Genomic DNA, 22,651 nt, shown 5'->3' on the forward strand with positions numbered 1-22,651 from the left:
CTGCATCGGCGTCACAGGTCGTCGGTGAACTGCCTGAGCCAGGCCCTGACCATCTCCGAGTAAGGCGCCTCGGGAGCGGCCATGCCGCGCATCTCCAGGAGAATGCGCTCCTGCATCAGGCGCAGGCGTCTGCCGATCCTGTCCAGCGGCGCGCCTGCCGGCTGCGGCGCCTGCTGGTCGAGGTCAGCGATGATTTCACCGAGCTCGACCACCAGGTCGCCGAGAAATTCGAGACTGCGCAGCAGCCGGGTGCGGTCCTGGACCAGGCCGAGGCGATTGAGCCCGTAGGTCTGGATCGACACCGCTCCCCGTTCACTGGGCTGCTGTGGGTCGCCACCGGGGAGGACCAGGCCGATGGGCGAGTCGCGATCGATATGAAAGCGCAGGTGCAGGCGCGGATCGTCGCGGGTCGGGTCGAGCAGCAGGGCATCCTCGTCGGCGTACTGGTCGCTTTCGGCCAGCAGGCGCCTGTCGTTGTCCTTGAGCGGGAAGCTGTCCTTCTTGCCGGCGTCGTGCAGGGCCAGGTGCGTGCGGCCCTGGTCGTACAGGTCTTCGAGGCTGGTCGAGGGGTCGACGACATGCTGCTTGCGCCGGCGGTTGCAGTCGATGCAGCTGGGCAGCAGGTTGTCCCAGCTCATGGCCAGCCACCAGTAGCCGGAGTGCCCATCGGCCTCGCTGACCGCGGCTTTCGGTCGATAGTGCTCCACATCCATCGGCGCCGAGGCCGAGTAGAAGGTCTCGCAGTACGCGCACTTGTTGTGAAACAGCTGGGCCAGCTTGCGCTTGACCTGCTCATGCCGGTAGGCCTGGTAGGCGAAGCTGCCTTTGTCCGGAGTCGGGTCGTTCTGATGCGCCCGGGCCCGGTCGCGTTCGCTGCGGCCGTCCTTGTCGAGGGCGCCCAGGCAGGTTGGGGCGCTGCCGGCGGGGCGTTGCACGGCGCGCATCAGAGCACGCTCCGCAGGGCATCGACGATGTGCTGCTTGACCGCCTCGCGGGCGGCCTTGCGTTCGCCCGCTGGCTGGTGCCGGCGCGTCTTCAGGTACTCGGCCACCGCCTCCTGAACGATACGGTGGACTTCCGAAGTGCCGATCGGCAACGCGGACACGATGTCGTGGCGGAACTGCTCGATGCTCAGCTGCTCGGCCTCGTTGGGAGCCGGCTTGCGCAGCAGGTCGGCGATTTTCGCCAGTTGCTTGTCCATCGCCGGATCGTCGGTGGAGTGCAGCTGGAACAGGTCCGAGGTCAGCAACTGTTCGAGGCGCAGCTCCGAGGCCGAGGGCAGCTCGGTCAACAGCTCGATGCGCATCGGCAGACCGGATTCGGTCGTGCCGTCGTTGACCCTGACCCGGCGCAGCACCACGGTTTCGCCGTCGTCCATGCCGCGCAGGCACAGCGGATCATGGGTGGTGGCGATGAACGTGACATTCGGCAGGGCCCGGCGCAGGCCGCGCATGATCTGCATTTTCCAGCGCGGATGAAGGTGCGCCTCGACCTCGTCGATCAGGACCACCCCACGGGCACTTTCCAGGTTGTCGAAATGCGGATAGACCTTGCGGTCCATGATCCCGCGCATGATGTCGCAGGCCATGGCGAGTACCGAGCGAAAGCCGGACGAGGCGACATTCAGCGAGCTTTGCGAGAGGACGCTGCCGTCGCTCCTGAACGCGGTGACGACGAAGCACTGCTGGCTCTGCGGATCGCGGCGCACCACTTCGAAATTGCCATCGATGGAGAGGATGTGGCTCAGGGCACGGATCACCATGGCGAAGCGGTCCGGCTTCAGGCCCAGCAGCCATTTTTCCGGATTGGGCAGGACGCTGCCGTCGAACAGGTTGTTGACGAAGGTCTGCGTGGCGATGTTGCTGCGCCCCTTGTACTGGTACTGGCGAAAGGCACCGTAGGCGAACACGGGGATATGCTCCTGGCTGCCCTTGGCCGGGTTGATGCTCGTCGGGGCGATGCTGCGCACACGCCTGGACTGGTCGGAGAGGCGGATCTCGACCACCGCCTGGGTGATCTCGGACGGCGTCTGCGCGCCCAGATAATGGGTGTTGAGAATGAAATTGCGCGCGGTGAGGCCCAGCGCCTTGACCGCCGCATCCGTCGACAGGCCGAGGGCGATGGCTTCGAGGATCGAGCTCTTGCCCGCGGCATTTTCGCCAAGGATCAGCAAGGCCGGGGTGCGCGGTGCGGGCTCGTTCGGCAGTGTCGGCCTGGGTGTCGGCAGGCTGATCTCGAGGTGTTCGAGGGACTTGAAGTTCTCGATCCGCACGCTGCTGAGGCTGGCATCGCTCTGCCGGCTTAATTGCGGTCGGGTGCCGGAAAACTCCATCAGGTCTTCCAGGACCACCTGCTGCCAGCATTGCTGCAAGGTCCGCGGGCCGGCATTGCCTTCATGCAACTGCCTGAACACGCGATCTATGCGGCTGGCGGAAAGTATCGGTTTCGCGCCCCGTTTCGCACCTATCGAGGCCGCCAGGCGACGCAGCAGCAAATACCAGGTCCCGCCGAATTCAAGCTGGGCGAAGTCGAAGATCGTCCCCGTATCGGTGTTGTCCGCTGCTTTCATCCAGTCGACCAGCTTCTCGAAATACAGCCGGTAGGCGGTCGCACGCTGCTGGATGCGCTCCGGGGCATTCAGTGAAAAGTGCTCGAGGCTCAGCACGCCGCGTTCGCTGAGACCGATCAGGCGCCCGTCGGTCTGCGCGCCGATGTGCTTGTGCAGATCGCGATCCTCGCAGGGATCGAGCAGCACCGGCTTTTCCTGCAGGGGATAGTCCGGCCAGAGCCCTGTGGTCATCTCGGCATACCGCTTGAACACTGGCAGGTCGGGGATTGCCGCGCGTTTGCCATAGACGGGGAAGTACTCGGCTTCTTGCGGCAGGCATGAGGTGCAGATGGCGTAGAAGTTCTGCCAGGCGACGTCCAGCCAACAGTAATAGAGGTGCGCCTGCTCGCTGGCCTGGTGCGGCAGGGCATTGGCCACGGGACGAAAGCGATAGGGCTGGGTCGGCACCCTGGCTTCGCAGAAGGCGCAGCGCTTGGCGAACAGCGTGTTCAATTGCTCGCGCAGGCTGGCGTGGCCGAGGTTGAGCGAGGATCTGACAACCTGTTGCTGGGACAACTGTTCCTGACTGCGGGCCATGAACTTGGCCGTGGCGTACTTGTGCTTGCGTGCCTGCTCATCGGTGAGAATCGCGGGTGCTTTGACCGATCGTTCGATGTAGCGCATGACGGGCTCCCGGCGCTGGACGGTTCAGATCTTCGGGGTGATTTTTACCTGCCCCAGGGGGGGCGGTGCTTTTTCCGCCAAATTCACACCGTGGTTGGCTGGCGCCGCGCCGGCGTCCTGAATGGCGGTAAGAAGCGCCAGGCCGACCTGATGCTGATGGGCGTTGTAGTCCGTGGGGCGAAAGTGCCATTTACCCTGCAGCAATGACGGGTTGAGGGCGACGCAGGCGGGTTGCATGACGCCGAGAAAGGCCCGCAGACGTGTATCGCAGTGCACCCGCCAGCCCTCGCCATGCTGTTGCCCGTTGGGATGGAAACGGTCGATCAGGCGTTGCGCCGCCAGTTGCCCGGCCTTGCCGAGGGCAATGATGTGCGGCTGCGGCATGTTCAGGTTCAGCCCACCTTCGTCCGAGCGCAGGCTGATCTGCACGATGCGGTCGCGAAAGCCGGGGGTGGGGAACATCAGTTCGTCGCGCCAGCTCTGCATCGTGTTGATCATGCCGACGAAGAAACCCACCAGGCCACCCAGCGCGCGGCTGTCGTCCGGGGGCTCCCAGAAGCGCTGGCGACCGCCCTTGCCGGTGTCGGGCAGGTAGATGCGCCCGCCGGCGTTGCTGCCGTCGTCATTGCTGCGGATCGGGTATTTCGGATGCTCCGCCTTGAGGTTGATGGCGAACGTCGGATGTCCCGGCAGCATGGCATCGAACATATGCAGGGGCAGGTTGCTGCCGAGGCCGCCATCGGAGAACCAGACCCGCTTGGCGCTGACCTGGCGGTCCTTGCTGGCGCTTTCCATGCTCCGGTCGACCGCGTACAGCGGAATGGCCGAGAGCAGCACCGGAAAGCTCAGGCTCATGCGCACGGCCACCACCACCGGCAGGGCTCCATCCCGGGGCAGCGGGCGCAAGGGCTGGCCCTGCGCGTTGCGCACGTCGAGGCCCGTCGTGTATTTGGCGTGGAGCTGATCCAGATAGTCCATGACCTGCGCCGGAAACAGGCGCTGCCATTCCTCGCGCAGGTAGTAGAACGGCTGGGTGCCGTCACGAAACGGCAGGCTGTAGACCATCTGCTGGCTGACCGCGGTGGTCATCATTTCCAGGTTGATGTCGCGTTTGCCGGGATCATCGCCCCACAGGTCACCGAAGGTCAGCGGCCGGCCCTTGGCGTCGAGTTGGGCCAGGCCATTGAGATAGCCCGTGAGCCAGTCGGTCAGGCCCTGGTCGTCGGCGCCGGCACCTTCCTCGGTGCGGCCGCTGCACAGCCCGTAGCCGTTGCCATGCAGGCCCTCGAGCAGGCCGCGGGCGAACAGCGCGACCAGGGCCAGCAACAGGAACCCGAGCACCAGCACGGCGACCAGCGACATCGCCAGTACGCTCGCGACTATCCGCCCGCTCACGGGCTGGCCGCCGATGGCCGACAGGATCAGTGCCATCACGGACCACAGCAGCGGCGGCAGGAACAGCAGCGCGCACGAACATTCGCCGCTGGCGGCGCCGGCCAGCCCCAGGGCGACGATTGCGCTGACCGTGAGCATCAGGACCAGGGCGGTCAGCACCGTGGCGACGACATCCGGGTTCGCCTGCACGACGCTGACGAAGGGGGTGAGCAACAGGCTGCCCAGCAGCAGGCCGGCGAGCAGCAACCCGCGGTACATCCCGATGATGCCCGTGAGCAGCGTCAGCACGGCCTGGCCCGGGCGCTGACCGAGCACACCGGCAAGCACCGCGAAGTGCGCGCGCAGTGCCGCGGCCGGCTGGAACAGGCGGAACAGCCTGGACTTGCCGCTGCGTTCGTCGATCTTGCCGAGGAACTCCGGCAGCTCGTTCAAGGTGTCGAAGGCGTTGCTTGCGGTGTGGTGGTACTTCGCGTACTGCGCGGCGGCACAGCCCGCGGCGGCGATGGCACCGGCGGAGGTGCCGCCGATGTTGACGAAGTCGTATTCCGTGGCCAGGTGGGCGATCAACCGCGGGTAGACCACCCCGCTGGTAATGCCGCCTTTCATGACCAGATCGCATTTTTCGCCCATGGCGCTCCTCCCCGAGGCCTTCCGAACGACGGCGAGTCCGCCGACAGGAATCGGGGCCGCTGGAGGTAAAGCGTAGGTCGGGTAAAGGCAATCTGCTATTGCGGTTGCGGCGCGCAGCAGCCTGAGATCCTTCAGCTATCCTCCTGTCTAGTAGTAGGAATTTTCCTTGTCCTGACACCGAAAGTTACCTTTGTCCCGGGCAACGGGCCATCGCAGTCGTTTAGGCTCCGACCTTCGGATCTTTCCAGGAGGTCTGCAGTCATTGTTACGAGGATTGAAGAAGGAGAAACACATGCTCGCCCGGTCTCTGACCCTTGCCGTCCTGCTGGCCATCGCCGGTCCGCTGTTCGCCGATGACAAACCTCTGGATCAGGATCTGGGCAGGGCCCGTCCGCTGGTGATCATCGCTCCCACCACCGCCGACCCGCTGCTGCGCGGCATCAACGAGGCCCTCAAGGACCCGGCGAACCAGGCGGGGTTCAAGGAGCGCAACCTGGTGCTCTACAGCATCGCCGGGATGGTCGGCAAACGGGAAGACAAGAACCTCGAGCAGCAGACCACCATGGCGCTGATCCGCCAGGTCAGCCGCGGCGCGCGGACCGGGACCCAGGTCACCCTGGTGGGCAAGGACGGCATCCAGCATCCGATCGACAACGACGGCTCGCTGGAGGTGGCGAAGATCTTCGCCGCGGTGGATGCGCTGCCGGCCGAAGAGAAGACCATCACCACCCCGGTTGCCGAGCCCGCGCCGGTGGCCGAGGCCAAGCCGGGCAAGGGCGGCAAGCCGGGCGAGGCGGCGAAACCGGTGAAACCGGCCAAGCCGCTGCCGCCGCCCAAACCGCTGGAAGATTGAAACCGGTCAGGTGAAAAAAGAAGGCCGACGCATGATGTCGATCGGTTAAGACCAACTCAGTGTCGCGAGCTTATCCATTGCGGGCGGTGACTCAGCCGGCCCCTTCCGCCTCTACGGCGGGTCCATTTTGTCTTGGCAAAAATGGACGAAAACCGCTTGCTCCTGCATCCGGCCCTACGCTGCGCTCCGGGTCCCCTCCCTCCGGCGCCTGCCGGGGCTCCGCGGCCTACGACTTGCTGCGCAAGTCTTCACCTCGCGTCTTCGGCTACGCCGAAGGTGCTGCGCACAGCCCCGGCAGACACCTCCGCTCGGCCTCCTGACGTCGCGAGTTACGGGCGGCGACACGATGAACCCATCTTCGAAAACGACATCGGCATCGGTAGTCCGAGACATGCAAGGCGCTCTTGCTCTGCGTGCGCGTACTTCCAGACGCAGCGAATTGCGACTTCAGCCGGCCGAGTGGAGGTGTCTGGAGGGGGCAGGTGCGTAGCACCCTTCGGCGTGAGCCGAAGACGCGAGGTGAAGACTTGCGCAGCAAGTCGTAGGCCGCGGAGCCCCCGCAAGGCACCGGAAGGAGGGGACCCGGAGCGCAGCGTAGGGCCGGCTGTGGGAGCGGGCGGTTTTCGTCCATTTTGCCAAGACAAAATGGACCCGCCGTAGAGGCGGAAGGGGCCGGTGGCGTCACCGCCTGCACTGGATAAGCTCGCGATGCCGATGCCGATGCCGATGCCGATGCCGATGCCGATGCCGATGCCGGTTGCCACCCCACCCTGCACCCGGAGATTCCGTGAGTCCGTGGGTTCACTCCGGCAGCAAACGGTCGCGGCTGTTGGACAGGTGCAGGCAGATCGCCGCGCGCGCGGCATCCGGGTCCTGGCGGCGGATGGCGTTGAGGATCGCCTCGTGCTCGAGGTTGGCCAGGTAGGCGTGGCGCGCCAGCTTGGCGCCCGACCGCTCGTCTTCGGCCATGCGGTTGCGCGGAATCATGCGGCTGCCCAGCTGCGCCAGCATCTCGCTGAAATACAGATTGCCGGTAGCTTCGGCGATCAACAGGTGAAAGCGCCGATCGGCCTCGATGCAACTGTCCCCGGCGGCCGCGAGGTCCTGATAGTCGTCCAGGGCCTGGCGCATGCGTGCCAGGTGCCCGTCATCCCGGCGCAGGGCGGCGAGGGCGGCAGCCTGGCCTTCGAGGCCGATGCGCAGCTCCAACAGGTCACGCACGCTCGCCGCGCTTTCGGCGCCGACCCGCAGTTGCGCCTGCCCCTGGCGCTCGATGACGAAGGTGCCGATGCCATGGCGCGGCTCGACCAGCCCGGACGCCTGCAGTTTCGACAAGGCCTCGCGGACCACGGTGCGGCTGACCCCGTGTTCGCGCACCAGGGTGTTTTCCGAGGGCAGCCTGTCACCGGGTTCGAAGGTGCCGAGGAGGATCTGTCGGGTCAGATGGGAGACCAGGTCGTGGGCACGGCTGTGGCTGCGTTTGCGTGCGGGTTCCAGTGGCGCGGTGGGGCTCATGGCACGGCTTCCTGGGTGGTCGTACAAGTGAATGGCGGACGAGGATGGCTGAGTGCGCATACTTGTACGACAAGTAAGTTTTTTCAACTATTTTTACCCGGAAAATGGCGTCCTGATGAGGGTGCTGTTTTTTATTTTTACTGTGTTTTCGCCGATTATTGGCCCTTTAACAGCTTGTATTTTGCTTTTTGCCCGCTGTTCAGGTCCTTGTCGTACAACTCGACAGCCCATATGCTTTTCCCACTGGCATGTCAGACAACTAGGCGGACTGCCCTCGCCACGACATCCATCGACCCGCACAAAAACAATTAGTGGGAGATTCCCCAGTGAACGACACCCTCGATCCGTCCGTCCGCCGTGACGACGTGTTGGCGAGCGCCGTGGCCAAGGTCAAGCGCCATGTGCTGCCGCTGTTCGTCATCATGTTCATCGTCAACTACCTGGACCGCGTCAACATCGGCTTCGTCCGCCCGCACCTGGAGAGCGACCTGGGCATCAGCGCCGCGGCCTACGGTTTCGGCGCCGGCCTGTTCTTCATCGGCTATGCCCTGTTCGAAGTACCGTCGAACATGCTTCTGCAGCGGGTCGGCGCGCGGCTCTGGCTGACCCGCATCATGTTCACCTGGGGCCTGGTGGCCACGGCGATGGCCTTCGTGCAGAACGAGACCCAGTTCTACGTGCTGCGCTTTCTTCTCGGCGTGGCCGAGGCCGGTTTCTTCCCCGGGGTGATCTACTACTTCACCCGCTGGCTGCCGGCGCTGGAGCGCGGCAAGGCCATCGCCATCTTCCTCAGCGGCTCGGCGGTCGCCTCGCTGATCTCCGGACCGCTGGCCGGCGCCCTGATGCAGATCCAGGGCCTGGGCCTGCACGGCTGGCAGTGGATGTTGTTCATCGAGGGCATGCTCTCGGTGCTGCTGTGCTTCGTCGTCTGGTTCTGGCTCGACTCCAGGCCGCACGACGCCAAATGGCTGAGCCGCGAGGAACAGGACGCGCTGGTAGCGACCATCGACCGCGAGCAGCGCGAGCGTGAAGTGCAGGGCGTGGCCCGGCCGTCGGCGTGGCAGCTGCTCAAGGACCGGCAGATCCTGCTGTTCTGCCTGATCTACTTCTGCATCCAGCTGACCATCTACGCCGCGACCTTCTGGCTGCCGAGCATCATCAAGCGCATGGGCGACCTGTCCGATATCCAGGTTGGCTTCTTCAATTCGATTCCCTGGCTGATCTCGATCATTGCCATGTACGCCTTCGCCGCCGGTTCCGCGCGCTGGAAATTCCAGCAGGCCTGGGTCGCCGGGGCGCTGCTGATCGCCGCCCTTGGCATGTTCATGTCGACCACCGGCGGGCCGGTCTTCGCCTTCGTCGCCGTGTGCTTCGCCGCTATCGGCTTCAAGTCGGCCTCGTCGCTGTTCTGGCCGATCCCCCAGGGTTACCTGGATGCCCGCATCGCCGCGGCGGTGATCGCCCTGATCAACTCGGTGGGCAACCTCGGCGGTTTCGTCGCGCCGACCACCTTCGGCCTGCTGGAGCAGCAGACCGGCTCGATCCAGGGCGGCCTGTACGGCCTGGCCGTGACCTCGGTGCTGGCGGCGATCGTGGTGTTCTTCGTCCGTACCCGTCCCCGCGACAACGCTCTCGATGACCTCAAGGCGCCGTCCGCCTTGGGCCAGAATCACTGAACCTGCAGGACAACCCAGATGAATATGCACAGCACTCCGCACGCCTTCAGCAGCAGCGCGGCCCATGGCGACACCCCCGTAGTCACCGACCTGCGCGTCGTTCCGGTGGCGGGGCATGACAGCATGCTGCTCAACCTCAGCGGCGCCCATGGCCCGTTCTTCACCCGCAATGTCGTGGTCCTGCGCGACAGCGCCGGCAATACCGGGCTGGGCGAGGTGCCGGGCGGCGAGAAGATCCGCCAGACCCTGGAAGATGCCCGCGGCCTGCTGCTCGGCCAGCCGATCGGCCATTACCAGCGCGTGCTCAACGCCATGCGCCAGACCTTCGCCGGGCGTGATGCCGCGGGACGCGGCCTGCAGACCTTCGACCTGCGCATCACCGTCCACGCGGTGACCGCCATCGAGGCGGCGCTGCTCGACCTGCTCGGCCAGCACCTGGGCGTGCCGATGGCGGCCCTGCTCGGCGAGGGCCAGCAGCGCGACGCGGTGAAGATGCTGGGCTACCTGTTCTACATCGGCGACCGCGGGCAGACCGATCTCGCCTACCGCAACGAGGCCGAGGCCGACGATGCCTGGTTGCGCCTGCGTCACGAAAAGGCCCTGACCCCCGAGGCCGTGGTGCGCCTGGCCGAGGCGGCGCAAGCGCGCTATGGCTTCAACGACTTCAAGCTCAAGGGCGGGGTATTGCGTGGCGAGGAAGAGATCGAGGCGGTCACCGCCCTGGCCGAGCGCTTTCCCGAGGCGCGCATCACCCTCGACCCCAATGGTGCCTGGTCGCTGAAGCAGGCCATCGCCCTGTGCCGTGACCAGCAGCATGTGCTGGCCTACGCCGAAGACCCGTGCGGCGCCGAGGATGGCTATTCCGGTCGCGAGGTGATGGCCGAGTTCCGCCGTGCCACCGGCCTGCCCACCGCGACCAACATGATCGCCACCGACTGGCGGCAGATGGGCCATGCGATCCAGGCGCAGGCGGTGGACATTCCCCTGGCCGACCCGCATTTCTGGACCTTGCAGGGTTCGGTACGGGTCGCGCAGATGTGCAATGACTGGGGCCTGACCTGGGGTTCGCATTCCAACAACCACTTCGACATTTCCCTGGCGATGTTCACCCAGGTGGCTGCGGCGGCGCCGGGCGAGATCACCGCGATCGACACCCACTGGATCTGGCAGGACGGCCAGCGCCTGACCCGCGAGCCGCTGCGCATCGTCGACGGCCATGTGCGCGTGCCGCAGCGCCCGGGGCTGGGGGTGGAGCTGGACGAGGATCAACTGGCCAAGGCCCACGAGTGCTACCGCAACATGGGGCTCGGCGCGCGGGATGACAGCGTGGCGATGCAGTTCCTGATTCCGGGCTGGCAGTTCGATAACAAGCGGCCTTGCCTGGTGCGCTGAAATTTGACAGTTGTCTTGGCTGACGGGCGCAGGCAGGCGCCCTGGCAGCACGGCCCCGGGAAACCGGGGCTTTTTTCCAGCGATTGGACTGGATTAATTGGCGCGTGGGGGAGAGGTCCTGGGTGGCCTAGCCAAAAAGCTCGCTATGAGAGCCCAGATCAACGAAGGTCAGCAGGTGGCCGTCATCCTGGTAGACCAAAAGAAAATCGCCGCCAATGTGGCACTCGCGAGAACCTTGCCAGTTTCCACGTAGCTCGTGGTCAAGATACTCCGCAGGTAGCGGATTACCCGCGAAAAGCAGGGACATGACCTCGATTGCTTTATTCATGTCTCTCATTCCTGCCCGCTCATAGCGCTTCCAGGATTTTCTGAATTCAGTCGTGTACGTGACGCTCCTTGGCATTGCGGCTCGCTTTTGCTTCTTCTCCTGCTTCGCCATTCAGGTCCTCCAGCATTTCTTCCATCGAATGGAACTGACGGCGAATATTGCGAGCTTGCGCAAGTGCCCGTGCGGTTTTATCGCTGGGGGCTTTTACCTCGAAGGGCAGCCCCTGCGTTGCTACGACCTGGCGGAGGAAAAGGCGCATCGCGTCACTGATGCTGAGGCCGCAGCTCTGGAGAATAGCTGTGGCGCTTTCCTTCAAATCCTCCTCGATACGGCAGCGCACGTCAGTAGTTTTAAGTGTGCCAGCCATGTTCTCATCTCTCTCGGAAAATGTAGCTACATTGTGGTAACGTTTTGGCGATCGTAAACACGTGTTCAAGTTTGATCAAGCAGATGAGATGCGGCGCTGACTAGTGGTTGCATGTTTGGCAGTGGACAAACCGGAGAGGTGGAGAAGTCTGGCGCTTTGAGGTAGCTCGGTCCATCTGGAAAGGTGTAAAGCTATTTCAGGAAAAACAGGCGTTTTGCCGTGATCAGCAGAAAATCTTCTTTTCTTCAAGGCAACCCGGCACACTCCAGCGATGCCAACCCTCACTCCGCACCACCTCAGTGCCATCGACGTCGCTACCTGGAACACCCTGGTAGGCGACGACCAGCCATTCCTGCGCCATGCCTTCCTCACCAGCCTGGAAGACAGTGGCAGCGTCAGCCCGCGCACCGGCTGGACGCCAGCCCATCGTCTGATCACGGATGACCACGGCAAGCTGCTGGCTGCCATGCCGGCCTACGCCAAGACCCACTCCTTCGGCGAGTACGTGTTCGATCACGGCTGGGCCGACGCCTGCGAGCGTGCCGGTATCCGCTATTACCCGAAGCTGCTCTGCGCCGTGCCGTTTTCGCCGGTGGGCGGGCCGCGCCTGCTGGGGCAGCCCGAGGCGCTGGCGCGGTTGCTGGAAGAGGTGGAGGAATCGTTGCCGGAGCAGGGACTGTCCAGCCTGCACGTGAACTTCACCGACCCGGCCAGCGATGCGCTGTTGCGTGGTCGCGACGGTTGGCTGGAGCGCCTCGGCTGCCAGTTCCACTGGCGCAACCAGGGCTACCGGGATTTCCAGGATTTCCTCGACACCCTCAGCTCGCGCAAGCGCAAGCAGATGCGCAAGGAGCGCGAGCAGGTGGCGGGGCAGGGCATCGAATTCCGCTGGTACCGCGGCGCCGAGCTGAGCGAGGCGCAGTGGGACTTCGTCTTCGCCTGCTACGCCAACACCTACGCGGTGCGTCGCCGCGCGCCCTACCTGACCCGGGCGTTCTTCAGCCTGCTGGCCGAGCGCATGCCGGAGGCGATTCGCGTGGTCATGGCGATCCAGGGCGGGCGCGAGGTGGCGATGGCGTTCAGCCTGGTGGGCGGCGACAGTTTCTACGGTCGCTACTGGGGCTGCCTGGCCGAATTCGACCGCCTGCATTTCGAGACCTGTTTCTACCAGGGCATGGACTACGCCATCGCCGAAGGCCTGCAGCGCTTCGACGCCGGCGCCCAGGGCGAGCACAAGCTGATCCGTGGTTTCGAGCCGGTGATCACGCGCTCCTGGCATTACCTGCTGCACCCAGGTCTGCGCACGGCGGTGGATGATTTCCTGCGCCAGGAGCGGCCGGGTGTGCAGGCTTATGCGCAAGAGGCGCGCTCGGCGCTGCCGTATCGACAGGGCTGAAGGCGGCGCAGTCGTTGTAGGAGCTGGCTTGTCGTGTGACGAACCACTGCGAAGGACCGCAACGCGGTCCCCGATAGCGGAGGGTTCTGGGACCGCTCCGCGGTCCTTCGCAGGCAAGCCAGCTCCTACAGCCGCAGAGCATTTCAATCGACGCCGACGAAGCCACCGGTCTGGTGATGCCACAGCCGCGCATACAACCCACGCTGGGCCAGCAGCTCGCTGTGGCTGCCCATCTCGGCGATGCGACCTTTTTCCAGCACCACCAGGCGGTCCATCCGCGCGATGGTCGAGAGGCGGTGGGCGATGGCGATCACGGTCTTGCCCTGCATCAGGGTTTCCAGGCTTTCCTGGATCGCCGCCTCGACTTCCGAGTCCAGCGCCGAAGTGGCTTCGTCCATGATCAGGATCGGCGCGTTCTTCAGCAGCACGCGGGCGATGGCGATGCGCTGGCGCTGGCCGCCGGAGAGCTTGACCCCGCGCTCGCCGACATGGGCATCGAAGCCGGTACGGCCCTGGGCGTCGCTGAGGCTGGGGATGAACTCCTCGGCCCGCGCCCGGCACACCGCGTTCCACAGCTCCTCGTCGCTGGCATCGGGCTTGCCGTAGCGCAGGTTGTCGCGGATCGAGCGGTGCAGCAGCGAGGTGTCCTGGGTGATCATGCCGATCTGCCCGCGCAGGCTCTGCTGGGTGACCTGGGCAATGTCCTGGCCATCGATGAGGATGCGTCCGCCTTCGAGGTCGTACAGGCGCAGCAGCAGGTTGACCAGGGTCGACTTGCCGGCGCCGGACGGACCGATCAGGCCGATCTTCTCGCCGGGGCGGATATCCAGGTCGAGGCCGCTGATGATCCGGTTGCCGCCCTTGCCGTAGTGGAAGTCGACATTCTCGAAACGCACCGCGCCGCGCTCCACTTTCAGGTCCGGGGCATTCGGCCGGTCGGTGACGCTGACCGGCTGGGCGATGCTTTCCAGGCCATCCTGCACCGTGCCGATGTTCTCGAAGATACCGTTGACCACCCACATGATCCAGCCGCTCATGTTGACGATGCGGATCACCAGGCCGGTGGCCAGGGCGATGGCGCCGGCGCTGATCAGCGACTGGGTCCACAGCCACAGGGCCAGGCCCGTGGTGCTGACGATGAGCAGGCCGTTGAGGCTGGTGATGACCACGTCCATGCTGGTGATGACCCGGCTGGCCAGTTGGGTCTTCTCGGTCTGCTCGCGGATCGCCTCGCGGGCGTACTGCTGCTCGAAGTCGGTGTGGGCGAACAGCTTGAGGGTGGCGATGTTGGTGTAGCCGTCGACGATTCGCCCCATCAGCTTGGAGCGCGCCTCGGAAGAAATCACCGAGCGCTCCTTCACCCGCGGCACGAAGTAGCGCAGGGCGACGATGTAGCAGGCGATCCACAGCAGCAGCGGGAGCATCAGGCGCCAGTCGGCCTCGGCGAACAGCACCAGGGAACTGATGGCGTAGATGCTCACATGCCACAGCGCGTCCATGGCTTGCACCAGCGAATCGCGCAGCGAGTTGCCGGTCTGCATGATGCGCTGGGCGATGCGCCCGGCGAAGTCGCTCTGGAAGAAATTCAGGCTCTGCTTGAGCACGTAGGCATGGTTCTGCCAGCGGATCATGCTGGTCATGCCCGGGCTGATGGCCTGGTGCACCATCAGGTCGTGCAGGCCGACGAACAGCGGGCGCAGGATCAGCGCCACCACCAGCATCCAGGTCAGCTCGCCGGCGTGTTCGCGAAACAGCGCGGTGCTCGGTGTGCCCTGGGCCAGGTCGATGATCCGGCTCAGGTAGCTGAACAGCGCCACTTCGATCAGGGCGACGATCAGCCCCAGCACCATCAGTGCGGCGAAGCTCGGCCAGACCTGGCGCAGATAGTAGAGGTAGAAGGGCAGGACCCGGGACGGGGGGGCCGCGCTGGGCGCCTCGCGGAAGATGTCGATCAACTGCTCGAAACGACGGAACAGCATGTAGAAGGTCACTCCTGTAAAGAGGGCGAGCGCCTCGCCCGCGGGTCACGTCCCTGTGACACTGCGGTCAGTCGATGCGCTTGGCCGATTTGATGTAGACCGGATCGGCGGGCACGTCACGCATGCCTTTCTTGATGGTGGTCGGCGAGTTGACGATCTGGTCGACCACCTCCATGCCGCTGGTGACCTTGCCGAACACGGCATAGCCGCGGTCGCGACCGGGGTTGAGGAAATCGTTGTCGGCGACGTTGATGAAGAACTGGCTGGTGGCCGAGTTCGGATCGCTGGTGCGGGCCATGGACAGGGTGCCGCGGGTGTTCTGCAGGCCGTTGCTGGCCTCGTTGCGGATCGGGTCCTGGGTGTCCTTCTGCACCATCTGGTCGGTGAAGCCGCCGCCCTGGACCATGAAGCCCGGGATCACGCGGTGGAAGATGGTGTTGTTGTAGAAACCGCTGTCGACATAGGCGAGGAAGTTCTTCGTGCTGATCGGCGCTTTTTCGGCGTTCAGCTCGATCTCGATCTTGCCGAAGCTGGTGACCAGCTCCACGTGCGGGGTCTTGTCCGAAGCCATCACGCCGGTGGCGAAGGCGACGGAGCAGGCGGCCATGAGGATTTTCTTCAGCATGTACTCAATGATCCTTGAGAGGTGGTTGAGGCCGCAGCGAGAAACTGCAGCAGGGTCTGGTTGAACTGCTGTGGCTGGTCCAGCGGTGTAGCGTGCCGCGAATCGGCGATCACCGCCAGTCGTGCCCCGGGAATCAGGGCGGTGTAGCGCTCCTTGAGCGCCACCGGGGTGTAGTCGTGGTCGGCGCTGATGATCAGGGTGGGACAGTCGATCCGCCCCAGGCGTTCCTCCACGCCCCAGTTGACGATGGCGTCGAAACTGGCGAGATAGGCACGCTTGTCGTTGCGTGCCCAGCGTTCGGCCATCTCCTGGCGCAGGCTGGCCTGTTCCGGTTTGGGGAACAGACGCGCGGCGAGGCCCTTGCCGATGGTGCGCAGCGGCAGGACGCGGGCCAGGGTCCAGCGCTTGGTCCACTGCCAGTAGTCGTCGCGGCTGCGCACCTTCACCGCCGGCGCGCTGTTGACCACGGTCAGGCTGCGCAGCCAGCCGGGATGGTCGACGGCGAACTGGAAACCGACCATGCCGCCCATGGACAGCCCGACATAGTGCACGGGACCGGTGTTCAGGTGCTCCAGCAGGGCCATCAGGTCGGCGCTGAAACCGGCGATGCTGTAGCGCTCGCGAGGCTTGTCGGAGCGTCCGTGGCCGCGCAGGTCGAGGAGGATCAGGCGGTAGTCGGCGGCCAGCACCGGGACCTGGAATTCCCAGTCCTGGCAACTGGAGCCGAGGCCGTGGACCAGCACCAGGGGTTCGCCCCGGCCATATTCCTCGTAGTGCAGCGAGCAACCTTCATGTTCGAAGTAGGCCATGGGCGATACCTGTCAGGCTTGGGCCGGGGCGGCGAAGGGGACGTCCAGCGGCGCAGTGTCGAAGTTGCGCAGCAACTCGATGAGGATCTGCGTGGCCGGGCCGAGGGGTTTGTCCTTGTTCGAGTAAAGGTAGAACAGTGGGTGACGGCTGCCACCCTGATCCAGCGGCAGCGGCTTGAGCACGCCTTCGCGCAGCTCGCGCTCGATCAGGTGGCGCGGCAGCCAGGCGAAGCCCAGGCCGCTGCTGACGAAGGTGGCGGCGGTGGCCAGGCTGCCGACGGTCCAGCGCTGTTCGGCGCCGAGCCAGCCGACATCGCGCGGTTGCGAGCGGCCGGAGTCGCGGATCACCACCTGCAGCTGGCTTTCCAGGTCCTGGAAGTTCAGTACCCGGCCCAGACGGTGCAGCGGGTGTTCGGGGTGGGCCACGGCGACGAACTCCACCGCGCTGAGCTCGGCGCCCAGGTAGCCGGCGATGCTGAAGCTGCTGATGGCGAGGTCGGCGATGCCTTCGTGGAGCACTTCCTCGACCCCGGACAGCACTTCCTCGCGCAGGCGCACCCGGCAACCGCGGCTCTGCGGCATGAAGGCGCTGAGGGCACGAACCAGGCGCGCATTGGGGTAGGCGGCGTCCACCACCAGGCGTACCTCGGCTTCCCAGCCCTGTTCCATATGGTGGGCGAGGTCTTCCAGCTGGCTGGCCTGCTTGACCAGCTGCCGCGAACGGCGCAGCAGCACGCTGCCGGCATCGGTGAGCACCGCCTTGCGCCCGTCGATGCGCAGCAGCGGCACGCCGAGCTGGTCCTGCATCCGCGCCACGGTGTAGCTCACCGAGGACTGCGAGCGGTGCAGCGCTTCGGCGGCCTGGGCGAAGCCGCCGTGGTCGACCACGGCCTGCAGGGTTCGCCACTGATCCAGGGTTACGCGCGGCGCTTTCATCTTCGGCTCCTGTTGTCCTAAGCTGGCGCACTTCTCAAGGAGAGCGCCGTATGAAGAAATTCTGTGTTGCTGTGCTGGCCCTGTTGCCGCTGTCGGTGTTGGCCGCTTATCCCATCGAGGTGACGAAGGAACTCGGGCAGGGGATCAAGCTGGATACCACCACCTACGACACCGCCAACGACATGACCACCATCACCCTGAACAACTACGGCGATGCCGCCGCGCAGTGCAAGGTGACCTTCAACAACGGTCCGGAAATCCCGCGGGTTCGCCGTGTCGATGTGCCAGCGAAGAAGAGCGTGGATGTCGTCGGCACCTTCAACAAGCAGATCATCAAGATGCGAATCAAGGTGACCTGCGAGGCGCAACAAGCAAATTAACTGATAGATTTGACCGAGTTTTTACGCTTTTTTATCGATAGGTCAATCACTAATCTTGCCTCCATCGACTTAGCGACCTTGCCGATGGAGGCAACCTTCACATGTCCCGCGTACTGATCATCGAAAGCAGCGCCCGCCAGCAGGATTCGATTTCCCGTCAACTGACCCGTGATTTCGTCAGCCAGTGGCAGGCCGCCAACCCCGCCGACAGCATCAGCCAGCGCGACCTGGCGCTAAACCCGGTGCCGCACCTGGACGCCAACCTGCTGGGTGGCTGGATGAAGCCGCAGGACCAGCGCAGCGCCGACGAACTGCAGGCCCTGGCCCTTTCCAACGAACTGACCGACGAAGTCCTGGCCGCCGACGTGCTGGTCCTGGCCGCGCCGATGTACAACTTCACCATCCCGAGCACCCTCAAGGCCTGGCTGGACCATGTGCTGCGCGCCGGTGTCACCTTCAAGTACACCGAAACCGGCCCGCAGGGCCTGCTCACCGGCAAACGCGCCTATGTGCTGACCGCCCGCGGCGGCATCCATGCCGGCGCCGCCAGCGATCACCAGGAACCCTACCTGCGCCAGGTGCTGGCCTTCATCGGCATCCATGACGTGACCTTCATCCACGCAGAAGGCCTGAACATGGGTGGCGACTTCCACGAGAAAGGCCTGAACCAGGCCAAGGCACGCCTGGCCGCGGTGGCCTGATCGCAACGAGATTTCCCTGCCTGACACCCCTTTTTGCTCCTTTGGGTGTAGTACCCGGTCGATGCTTCGCGCTCGGCCGGGTTTTTTATTGCCACGGAACACTGCGACCCGCTGTAGGAGCTGGCTTGCCTGCGAAAGGACTGCGAAGCGGTCCCGGAGATACTGTCCATGAGATTTCTGGGACCGCGTTGCGGTCCTTTCGCAGGCAAGCCAGCTCCTACAGTAGTTGCGTGCTCCTTCGATCTGCATTGCAGCCTGCTACCCCAACCCGCTAAGGTCGCCGCCTCGATTGCAGAGAGACAACCATGGGCTACCTACTGATCGTCGCGCTGATCCAGGCGTATTCCTTCAACCTGATCGGCGAATACCTCGCCGGGCATGTCGACAGCTACTTCGCCGTGCTGGCGCGGGTGGCCCTGGCCTTGCTGGTGTTCCTGCCGCTGACCCGCTGGCGCCAGGTCGAGCCACGCTTCATGCGGGCGATGCTGGTGATCGGTGCCTTGCAGTTCGGCATCACCTACGTCTGCCTGTACCTCAGCTTCCGCGTGCTGACGGTGCCGGAAGTGCTGCTCTTCACCATCCTCACCCCGCTGCACGTGACCCTGATCGAAGACGCGCTGAACCGTCGCTTCAAGCCCTGGGCGCTGCTCGCGGCCCTGGTGGCGGTGGCGGGGGCCGCGGTGATCCGCTTCGACAGCATCAGCCCGGACTTCTTCATCGGCTTCCTGCTTCTGCAACTGGCCAACTTCACCTACGCCGCCGGCCAGGTCCTGTACAAGCACCTGGTCGCCCGCCATCCCAGTGACCTGCCGCACTACCGGCGTTTCGGCTACTTCTACCTGGGCGCGCTGATCGTCGTGCTGCCGGCCTTCCTTGCCTTCGGCAATGCCGAGCACCTGCCCAGCACCGACGTGCAGTGGGGCGTGCTGCTGTTCCTCGGGCTGTGTCCGACGGCGCTGGGCCTGTACTGGTGGAACAAGGGCGCTTGCCTGGTGTCCGGCGGCACCCTCGCGGTGATGAACAACCTGCATGTCCCGGTGGGGTTGCTGCTCAACCTGCTGATCTGGAACCAGGACGAACCGCTGGGACGCCTGTTCATCGGCGGCACGGTGATCCTCGCGTCAGTGTGGCTGAGCCGGCTCGGCACGCGCCCCGCGTTGCTGGCTCAGCGCTGACAGGCCGGCACGCAGGTCGCTGCCGCTGGGCTGCTGGTACAGGCTCAGGCCGAACTCCGGCAGCACCGCCAGCAGGTAATCGAAGATATCGCCCTGGATGCGCTCGTACTCGGCCCACACGGTGGTGCGGGTGAAGCAGTAGATCTCCAGCGGCACGCCTTCGGCGGTGGTCTGCATCTGCCGGACCATGCAGGTCATGCCCTGCTGCACGTCGGGGTGGTTCTTCAGGTAGGCGAGGGCGAAGGCGCGGAAGGTGCCGATGTTGGTCAGCCGGCGGCGGTTGGCCGACAGCTCGGCGACCTGGCCTTGGGCTTCGTTCCAGGAATGCAGCTCGTGGCGCTTTTGCGCCAGGTAGTTGCCCAGCAGGCGCACGCCGTCCAGACGCTGTTGTTCTTCGGCGGTGAGGAAGCGCACGCCGCCGGCATCGATGAACAGGCTGCGCTTGATCCGCCGCCCACCGGACTGCTGCATGCCGCGCCAGTTGCGGAACGACTCGCTCATCAGGCGCCAGGTCGGGATGGAGACGATGGTCTTGTCGAAGTTCTGCACCTTGACCGTGTGCAGGGTGATGTCCACCACATCGCCATCGGCGCCGACCTGGGGCATCTCGATCCAGTCGCCGACCCGCAGCATGTCGTTGCTGGTCAGTTGCACGCTGGCGACGAACGACAGCAGGGTGTCCTTGTAGACCAGCAGGATCACCGCCGACATCGCGCCCAGACCGGACAGCAGCAACAATGGCGAACGGTCGATCAGGGTGGCGACGATGATGATCGCGCCGAACACGTACAGCACCATCTTCGCCAGTTGCACGTAGCCCTTGATCGAGCGGGTACGGGCGTGTTCGGTGCGGGCGTAGATGTCCAGCAGGGCATCGAGCAGGGCGGCGACCGCCAGCAGCAGGAACAGGATGGTGAAGGCCAGGGCCAGGTTGCCGAGGAAATGCTGGCTGGCGACGCTCAGTTCCGGCACCAGTTTCAGGCCGAACTGCACCACCAGCGACGGCGTGATCTGCGCCAGGCGCTGGAACACCTTGTTCTGCAGCAGGTCCTTGAGCCAGTGCAGTGCCGGCTGTCGGCCGAGCAGCTTGACCGTGTGCAGGATGACGAAGCGTGCCACGCGCCCCAGCACCAGGGCGATGACCAGCAGGAACAGGAGGCCGAGGCCGGCGTGCAGCAGCGGGTGCTGGTCGAGGGTGCCCCAGAGGTCGAGGGCGTCTTGCCAGAACTGTTGAATAGCCATGGGTAACGCAAAAACTCCAGGAAGATGAAAAACAGACCGTCCATTAGAGCTGCCCTGGGGGGCCGTGGGCAAAAAGAAATTCGGCTCCGGCGGCGGAAAACGTTACCCTATGTGGCTGAATTTCCGCTCATGCCCGAGGTTACATCCGTGTTTTCCCAATTCGCCCTGCACGAACGCCTGCTCAAAGCTGTCGCCGCACTCAACTTTGTCGAGCCGACGCCGGTGCAGGCTGCGGCCATTCCCCTGGCGTTGCAGGGGCGTGACCTGCGGGTGACGGCGAAAACCGGTAGCGGCAAGACCGCAGCCTTTGTCCTGCCCCTGCTTAACCGCCTGGTCGACCTGAACCAGAAGCGCGTCGAGATCCGCGCCCTGATCCTGCTGCCGACCCGTGAGCTGGCCCAGCAGACCCTGAAGGAAATCGAACGCTTCTCGCAGTTCACCTTCATCAAGTCGGGGATCATCACCGGCGGCGAGGACTTCAAGGAACAGGCGGCGATGCTGCGCAAGGTCCCGGACATCCTCATCGGCACCCCGGGGCGCATGCTGGAACAGCTGAACGCCGGCAACCTCGACCTGGAGCACGTGCAGGTGGTGGTCCTGGACGAAGCCGACCGCATGCTCGACATGGGCTTCGCCGAGGACGTCGAGCGCCTCTGCGGCCTGTGCGCCAACCGCGCGCAGACCCTGCTGTTCTCCGCCACCACCGGCGGCGCCGGCCTGCGCGACATGATCGGCAAGGTGCTGAAGGATCCCGAGCACCTGATGCTCAACGCGGTCAGCCAGCTCAACGAGGGCACCCGCCAGCAGATCATCACCGCCGACCACAACCAGCACAAAGAGCAGATCGTGCAGTGGCTGCTGGACAACGAGACCTACCAGAAGGCGATCATCTTCACCAATACCCGGGTCATGGCCGACCGCATCTACGGTCACCTGGTGGCCAAGGACGTGAAGGCCTTCGTGTTGCACGGCGAGAAGGACCAGAAGGACCGCAAGCTGGCCATCGAGCGCCTGAAGACCGGCGGTGCCAAGGTGCTGGTGGCCACTGACGTTGCGGCCCGTGGCCTGGACGTGGATGGCCTGGACCTGGTGATCAACTTCGACATGCCGCGCAGTGGTGACGAATACGTGCACCGCATCGGCCGCACCGGTCGCGCGGGGGCCGAAGGCCTGGCGGTGTCGCTGATCTGCCACGGCGACTGGAACCTGATGTCGAGCATCGAGCGCTACCTGAAGCAGAGCTTCGAGCGCCGGGTGATCAAGGAAGTGAAAGGCACCTACAGCGGTCCGAAGAAGGTCAAGGCGTCGGGCAAGGCGGCCGGGGCGAAGAAGAAAAAGGTCGACAAGAAGGCCGGTGACAAGAAGACCGCGGCCAAGCGCAAGCCGACCGCCAAGCCGAAACCGAACGCGCCGCTGGCCAGCTCCGATGGCCTGGCGCCGCTGAAGAAGAAGCGCGCGCCGGCGGCCGAATAATTCCGAGCGGCCTACCGCGCCCCCGTACGCGCCCCCGCCCGTACGCGCCCTCGTAGGAGCGTGGCTTGCCCGCGAAAGGACCGCGCAGCGGTCCCCTGTGCGGGCTAGTCGGAATGAATGGGACCGCTACGCGGTCCTTTCGCGGGCGAGCCACGCTCCTACGGGCAAGTGACACGTGGCGCCAGCGCTGTCAGGTCTTTTTCTCCGCCTCCCGCAACTCCTGCAGGCGCTTGTCGATCAGCTGGCACTTGTCCGGCAGGTCCTTGCTCTCCGTCCCCAGCTTCATCCCGCGCAACTCATCGTTGATCTCCTTGGCCTTCTGCGGGTTCTGCTCGGTCAGGCGGGTCACTTCCTTGGCCAGTTCCTCGCGTTTCTCCGTGGCTTCCTCCAGGGTGCAGGCCCAGCTCGGCAGGGCGCACAGCAGGCTGGCGGTGGCGGTCAGCAGCATCAGGGTCTTCATGGTCGGCCTCGTTTTCCATGGCGGTGGTGTTCCCGGTGGAGGCCCGCGCCGCCGGGAAAGTTCAGTCGAACCGCCGGCGCGCGCCCC

General features: G+C 64.9%; 20 protein-coding genes. 8 read left to right on the forward strand and 12 right to left on the reverse strand.

The genetic code is table 11. The features are described from left to right. Positions 1-11: 11 nt before the first annotated feature. The 3 genes from RTI28_RS00360 to RTI28_RS00370 are packed head-to-tail and all read right to left on the reverse strand — an operon-like array spanning position 12 to position 5,257. A complete protein-coding gene (locus tag RTI28_RS00360; RefSeq protein ID WP_316918618.1) occupies positions 12-944 on the reverse strand; it encodes an HNH endonuclease in 933 nt (310 codons plus the stop codon). Continuing rightward, positions 944-3,232 carry an AAA family ATPase gene (locus tag RTI28_RS00365; protein ID WP_316918619.1) on the reverse strand — a complete coding sequence of 763 codons (2,289 nt, stop codon included), beginning with the start codon at positions 3,230-3,232 and terminating at the stop codon, positions 944-946. Before RTI28_RS00365 ends, RTI28_RS00360 begins: the two co-directional genes overlap by 1 nt. A gap of 24 nt (positions 3,233-3,256) precedes the next feature. After that, positions 3,257-5,257, reverse strand: a complete 2,001-nt coding sequence (locus RTI28_RS00370; RefSeq protein WP_410478934.1) for a hypothetical protein — start codon at positions 5,255-5,257, stop codon at positions 3,257-3,259. 292 nt (positions 5,258-5,549) lie between these two features. Here RTI28_RS00370 and RTI28_RS00375 point away from each other — a divergent pair, with 292 nt between their 5' ends. Further along, the gene (locus tag RTI28_RS00375) at positions 5,550-6,110 is read left to right on the forward strand and encodes a DUF4174 domain-containing protein (protein ID WP_316918620.1); all 561 of its coding nucleotides are present in this window, start codon (positions 5,550-5,552) and stop codon (positions 6,108-6,110) included. An 801-nt stretch (positions 6,111-6,911) separates the two neighbouring features. Here the strand turns inward: RTI28_RS00375 and RTI28_RS00380 are convergent. Further along, a complete protein-coding gene (locus tag RTI28_RS00380) occupies positions 6,912-7,625 on the reverse strand; it encodes a FadR/GntR family transcriptional regulator (RefSeq protein ID WP_316918621.1) in 714 nt (237 codons plus the stop codon). Between the two features lie 326 nt (positions 7,626-7,951). On the opposite strand from RTI28_RS00380, the gene RTI28_RS00385 reads away from it, so the two are divergent. Then, a complete protein-coding gene (locus tag RTI28_RS00385) occupies positions 7,952-9,301 on the forward strand; it encodes an MFS transporter (RefSeq protein ID WP_316918622.1) in 1,350 nt (449 codons plus the stop codon). 24 nt (positions 9,302-9,325) lie between these two features. Next, entirely contained in the window at positions 9,326-10,693 is a 1,368-nt protein-coding gene (gene gudD / locus RTI28_RS00390; protein WP_410478941.1) for a glucarate dehydratase, read from the forward strand. A 127-nt stretch (positions 10,694-10,820) separates the two neighbouring features. Here the strand turns inward: gudD and RTI28_RS00395 are convergent, their stop codons facing one another. After that, positions 10,821-11,030 carry a type II toxin-antitoxin system YafQ family toxin gene (locus RTI28_RS00395; protein ID WP_316918624.1) on the reverse strand — a complete coding sequence of 70 codons (210 nt, stop codon included), beginning with the start codon at positions 11,028-11,030 and terminating at the stop codon, positions 10,821-10,823. A gap of 37 nt (positions 11,031-11,067) precedes the next feature. Further along, positions 11,068-11,388, reverse strand: a complete 321-nt coding sequence (locus tag RTI28_RS00400) for a type II toxin-antitoxin system RelB/DinJ family antitoxin (protein WP_316918625.1) — start codon at positions 11,386-11,388, stop codon at positions 11,068-11,070. 271 nt (positions 11,389-11,659) lie between these two features. Here RTI28_RS00400 and RTI28_RS00405 point away from each other — a divergent pair, with 271 nt between their 5' ends. Beyond that, positions 11,660-12,784 (forward strand): GNAT family N-acetyltransferase, encoded by a 1,125-nt coding sequence (locus RTI28_RS00405; RefSeq protein WP_316918626.1) that lies wholly within the window; start codon positions 11,660-11,662, stop codon positions 12,782-12,784. A gap of 143 nt (positions 12,785-12,927) precedes the next feature. On the opposite strand, the gene RTI28_RS00410 is transcribed toward RTI28_RS00405, so the two are convergent. The 4 genes from RTI28_RS00410 to RTI28_RS00425 form a co-directional block, all read right to left on the reverse strand. Beyond that, positions 12,928-14,763, reverse strand: a complete 1,836-nt coding sequence (locus RTI28_RS00410) for an ABC transporter ATP-binding protein (RefSeq protein ID WP_316918627.1) — start codon at positions 14,761-14,763, stop codon at positions 12,928-12,930. A 67-nt stretch (positions 14,764-14,830) separates the two neighbouring features. Continuing rightward, complete coding sequence (locus RTI28_RS00415) at positions 14,831-15,388, reverse strand: peptidylprolyl isomerase (RefSeq protein ID WP_042129191.1); 558 nt, start codon at positions 15,386-15,388, stop codon at positions 14,831-14,833. Next, positions 15,382-16,197 (reverse strand): alpha/beta hydrolase, encoded by an 816-nt coding sequence (locus tag RTI28_RS00420; protein WP_316918628.1) that lies wholly within the window; start codon positions 16,195-16,197, stop codon positions 15,382-15,384. Before RTI28_RS00420 ends, RTI28_RS00415 begins: the two co-directional genes overlap by 7 nt. 12 nt (positions 16,198-16,209) lie before the next feature. Then, positions 16,210-17,133 (reverse strand): LysR family transcriptional regulator, encoded by a 924-nt coding sequence (locus RTI28_RS00425; protein ID WP_316918629.1) that lies wholly within the window; start codon positions 17,131-17,133, stop codon positions 16,210-16,212. 50 nt (positions 17,134-17,183) lie between these two features. Here RTI28_RS00425 and RTI28_RS00430 point away from each other — a divergent pair, with 50 nt between their 5' ends. From RTI28_RS00430 to RTI28_RS00440, 3 genes are all read left to right on the forward strand, one after another. Then, positions 17,184-17,513 carry a 3-phosphoglycerate kinase gene (locus RTI28_RS00430; RefSeq protein WP_316918630.1) on the forward strand — a complete coding sequence of 110 codons (330 nt, stop codon included), beginning with the start codon at positions 17,184-17,186 and terminating at the stop codon, positions 17,511-17,513. A gap of 101 nt (positions 17,514-17,614) precedes the next feature. Next, positions 17,615-18,214: an FMN-dependent NADH-azoreductase gene (locus RTI28_RS00435; protein WP_316918631.1), complete on the forward strand. Its 600-nt coding sequence runs from the start codon at positions 17,615-17,617 to the stop codon at positions 18,212-18,214. A gap of 305 nt (positions 18,215-18,519) precedes the next feature. Beyond that, the gene (locus tag RTI28_RS00440; protein ID WP_316918632.1) at positions 18,520-19,389 is read left to right on the forward strand and encodes a carboxylate/amino acid/amine transporter; all 870 of its coding nucleotides are present in this window, start codon (positions 18,520-18,522) and stop codon (positions 19,387-19,389) included. Here RTI28_RS00440 and RTI28_RS00445 read toward each other — a convergent pair. Next, positions 19,336-20,631: a mechanosensitive ion channel family protein gene (locus tag RTI28_RS00445; RefSeq protein ID WP_316918633.1), complete on the reverse strand. Its 1,296-nt coding sequence runs from the start codon at positions 20,629-20,631 to the stop codon at positions 19,336-19,338. The genes RTI28_RS00440 and RTI28_RS00445 overlap by 54 nt on opposite strands. A gap of 147 nt (positions 20,632-20,778) precedes the next feature. Here RTI28_RS00445 and RTI28_RS00450 point away from each other — a divergent pair, with 147 nt between their 5' ends. Beyond that, positions 20,779-22,104, forward strand: a complete 1,326-nt coding sequence (locus RTI28_RS00450; RefSeq protein ID WP_042129177.1) for a DEAD/DEAH box helicase — start codon at positions 20,779-20,781, stop codon at positions 22,102-22,104. Positions 22,105-22,294: 190 nt separating this feature from the next. On the opposite strand, the gene RTI28_RS00455 is transcribed toward RTI28_RS00450, so the two are convergent. Next, positions 22,295-22,564 (reverse strand): hypothetical protein, encoded by a 270-nt coding sequence (locus RTI28_RS00455; RefSeq protein ID WP_316918634.1) that lies wholly within the window; start codon positions 22,562-22,564, stop codon positions 22,295-22,297. Positions 22,565-22,651 lie beyond the last annotated feature (87 nt).

The sequence above is a fragment of the Pseudomonas sp. zfem002 genome (assembly GCF_032621685.1).
GTDB classification, from domain to species: Bacteria; Pseudomonadota; Gammaproteobacteria; order Pseudomonadales; family Pseudomonadaceae; genus Aquipseudomonas; species Aquipseudomonas japonica.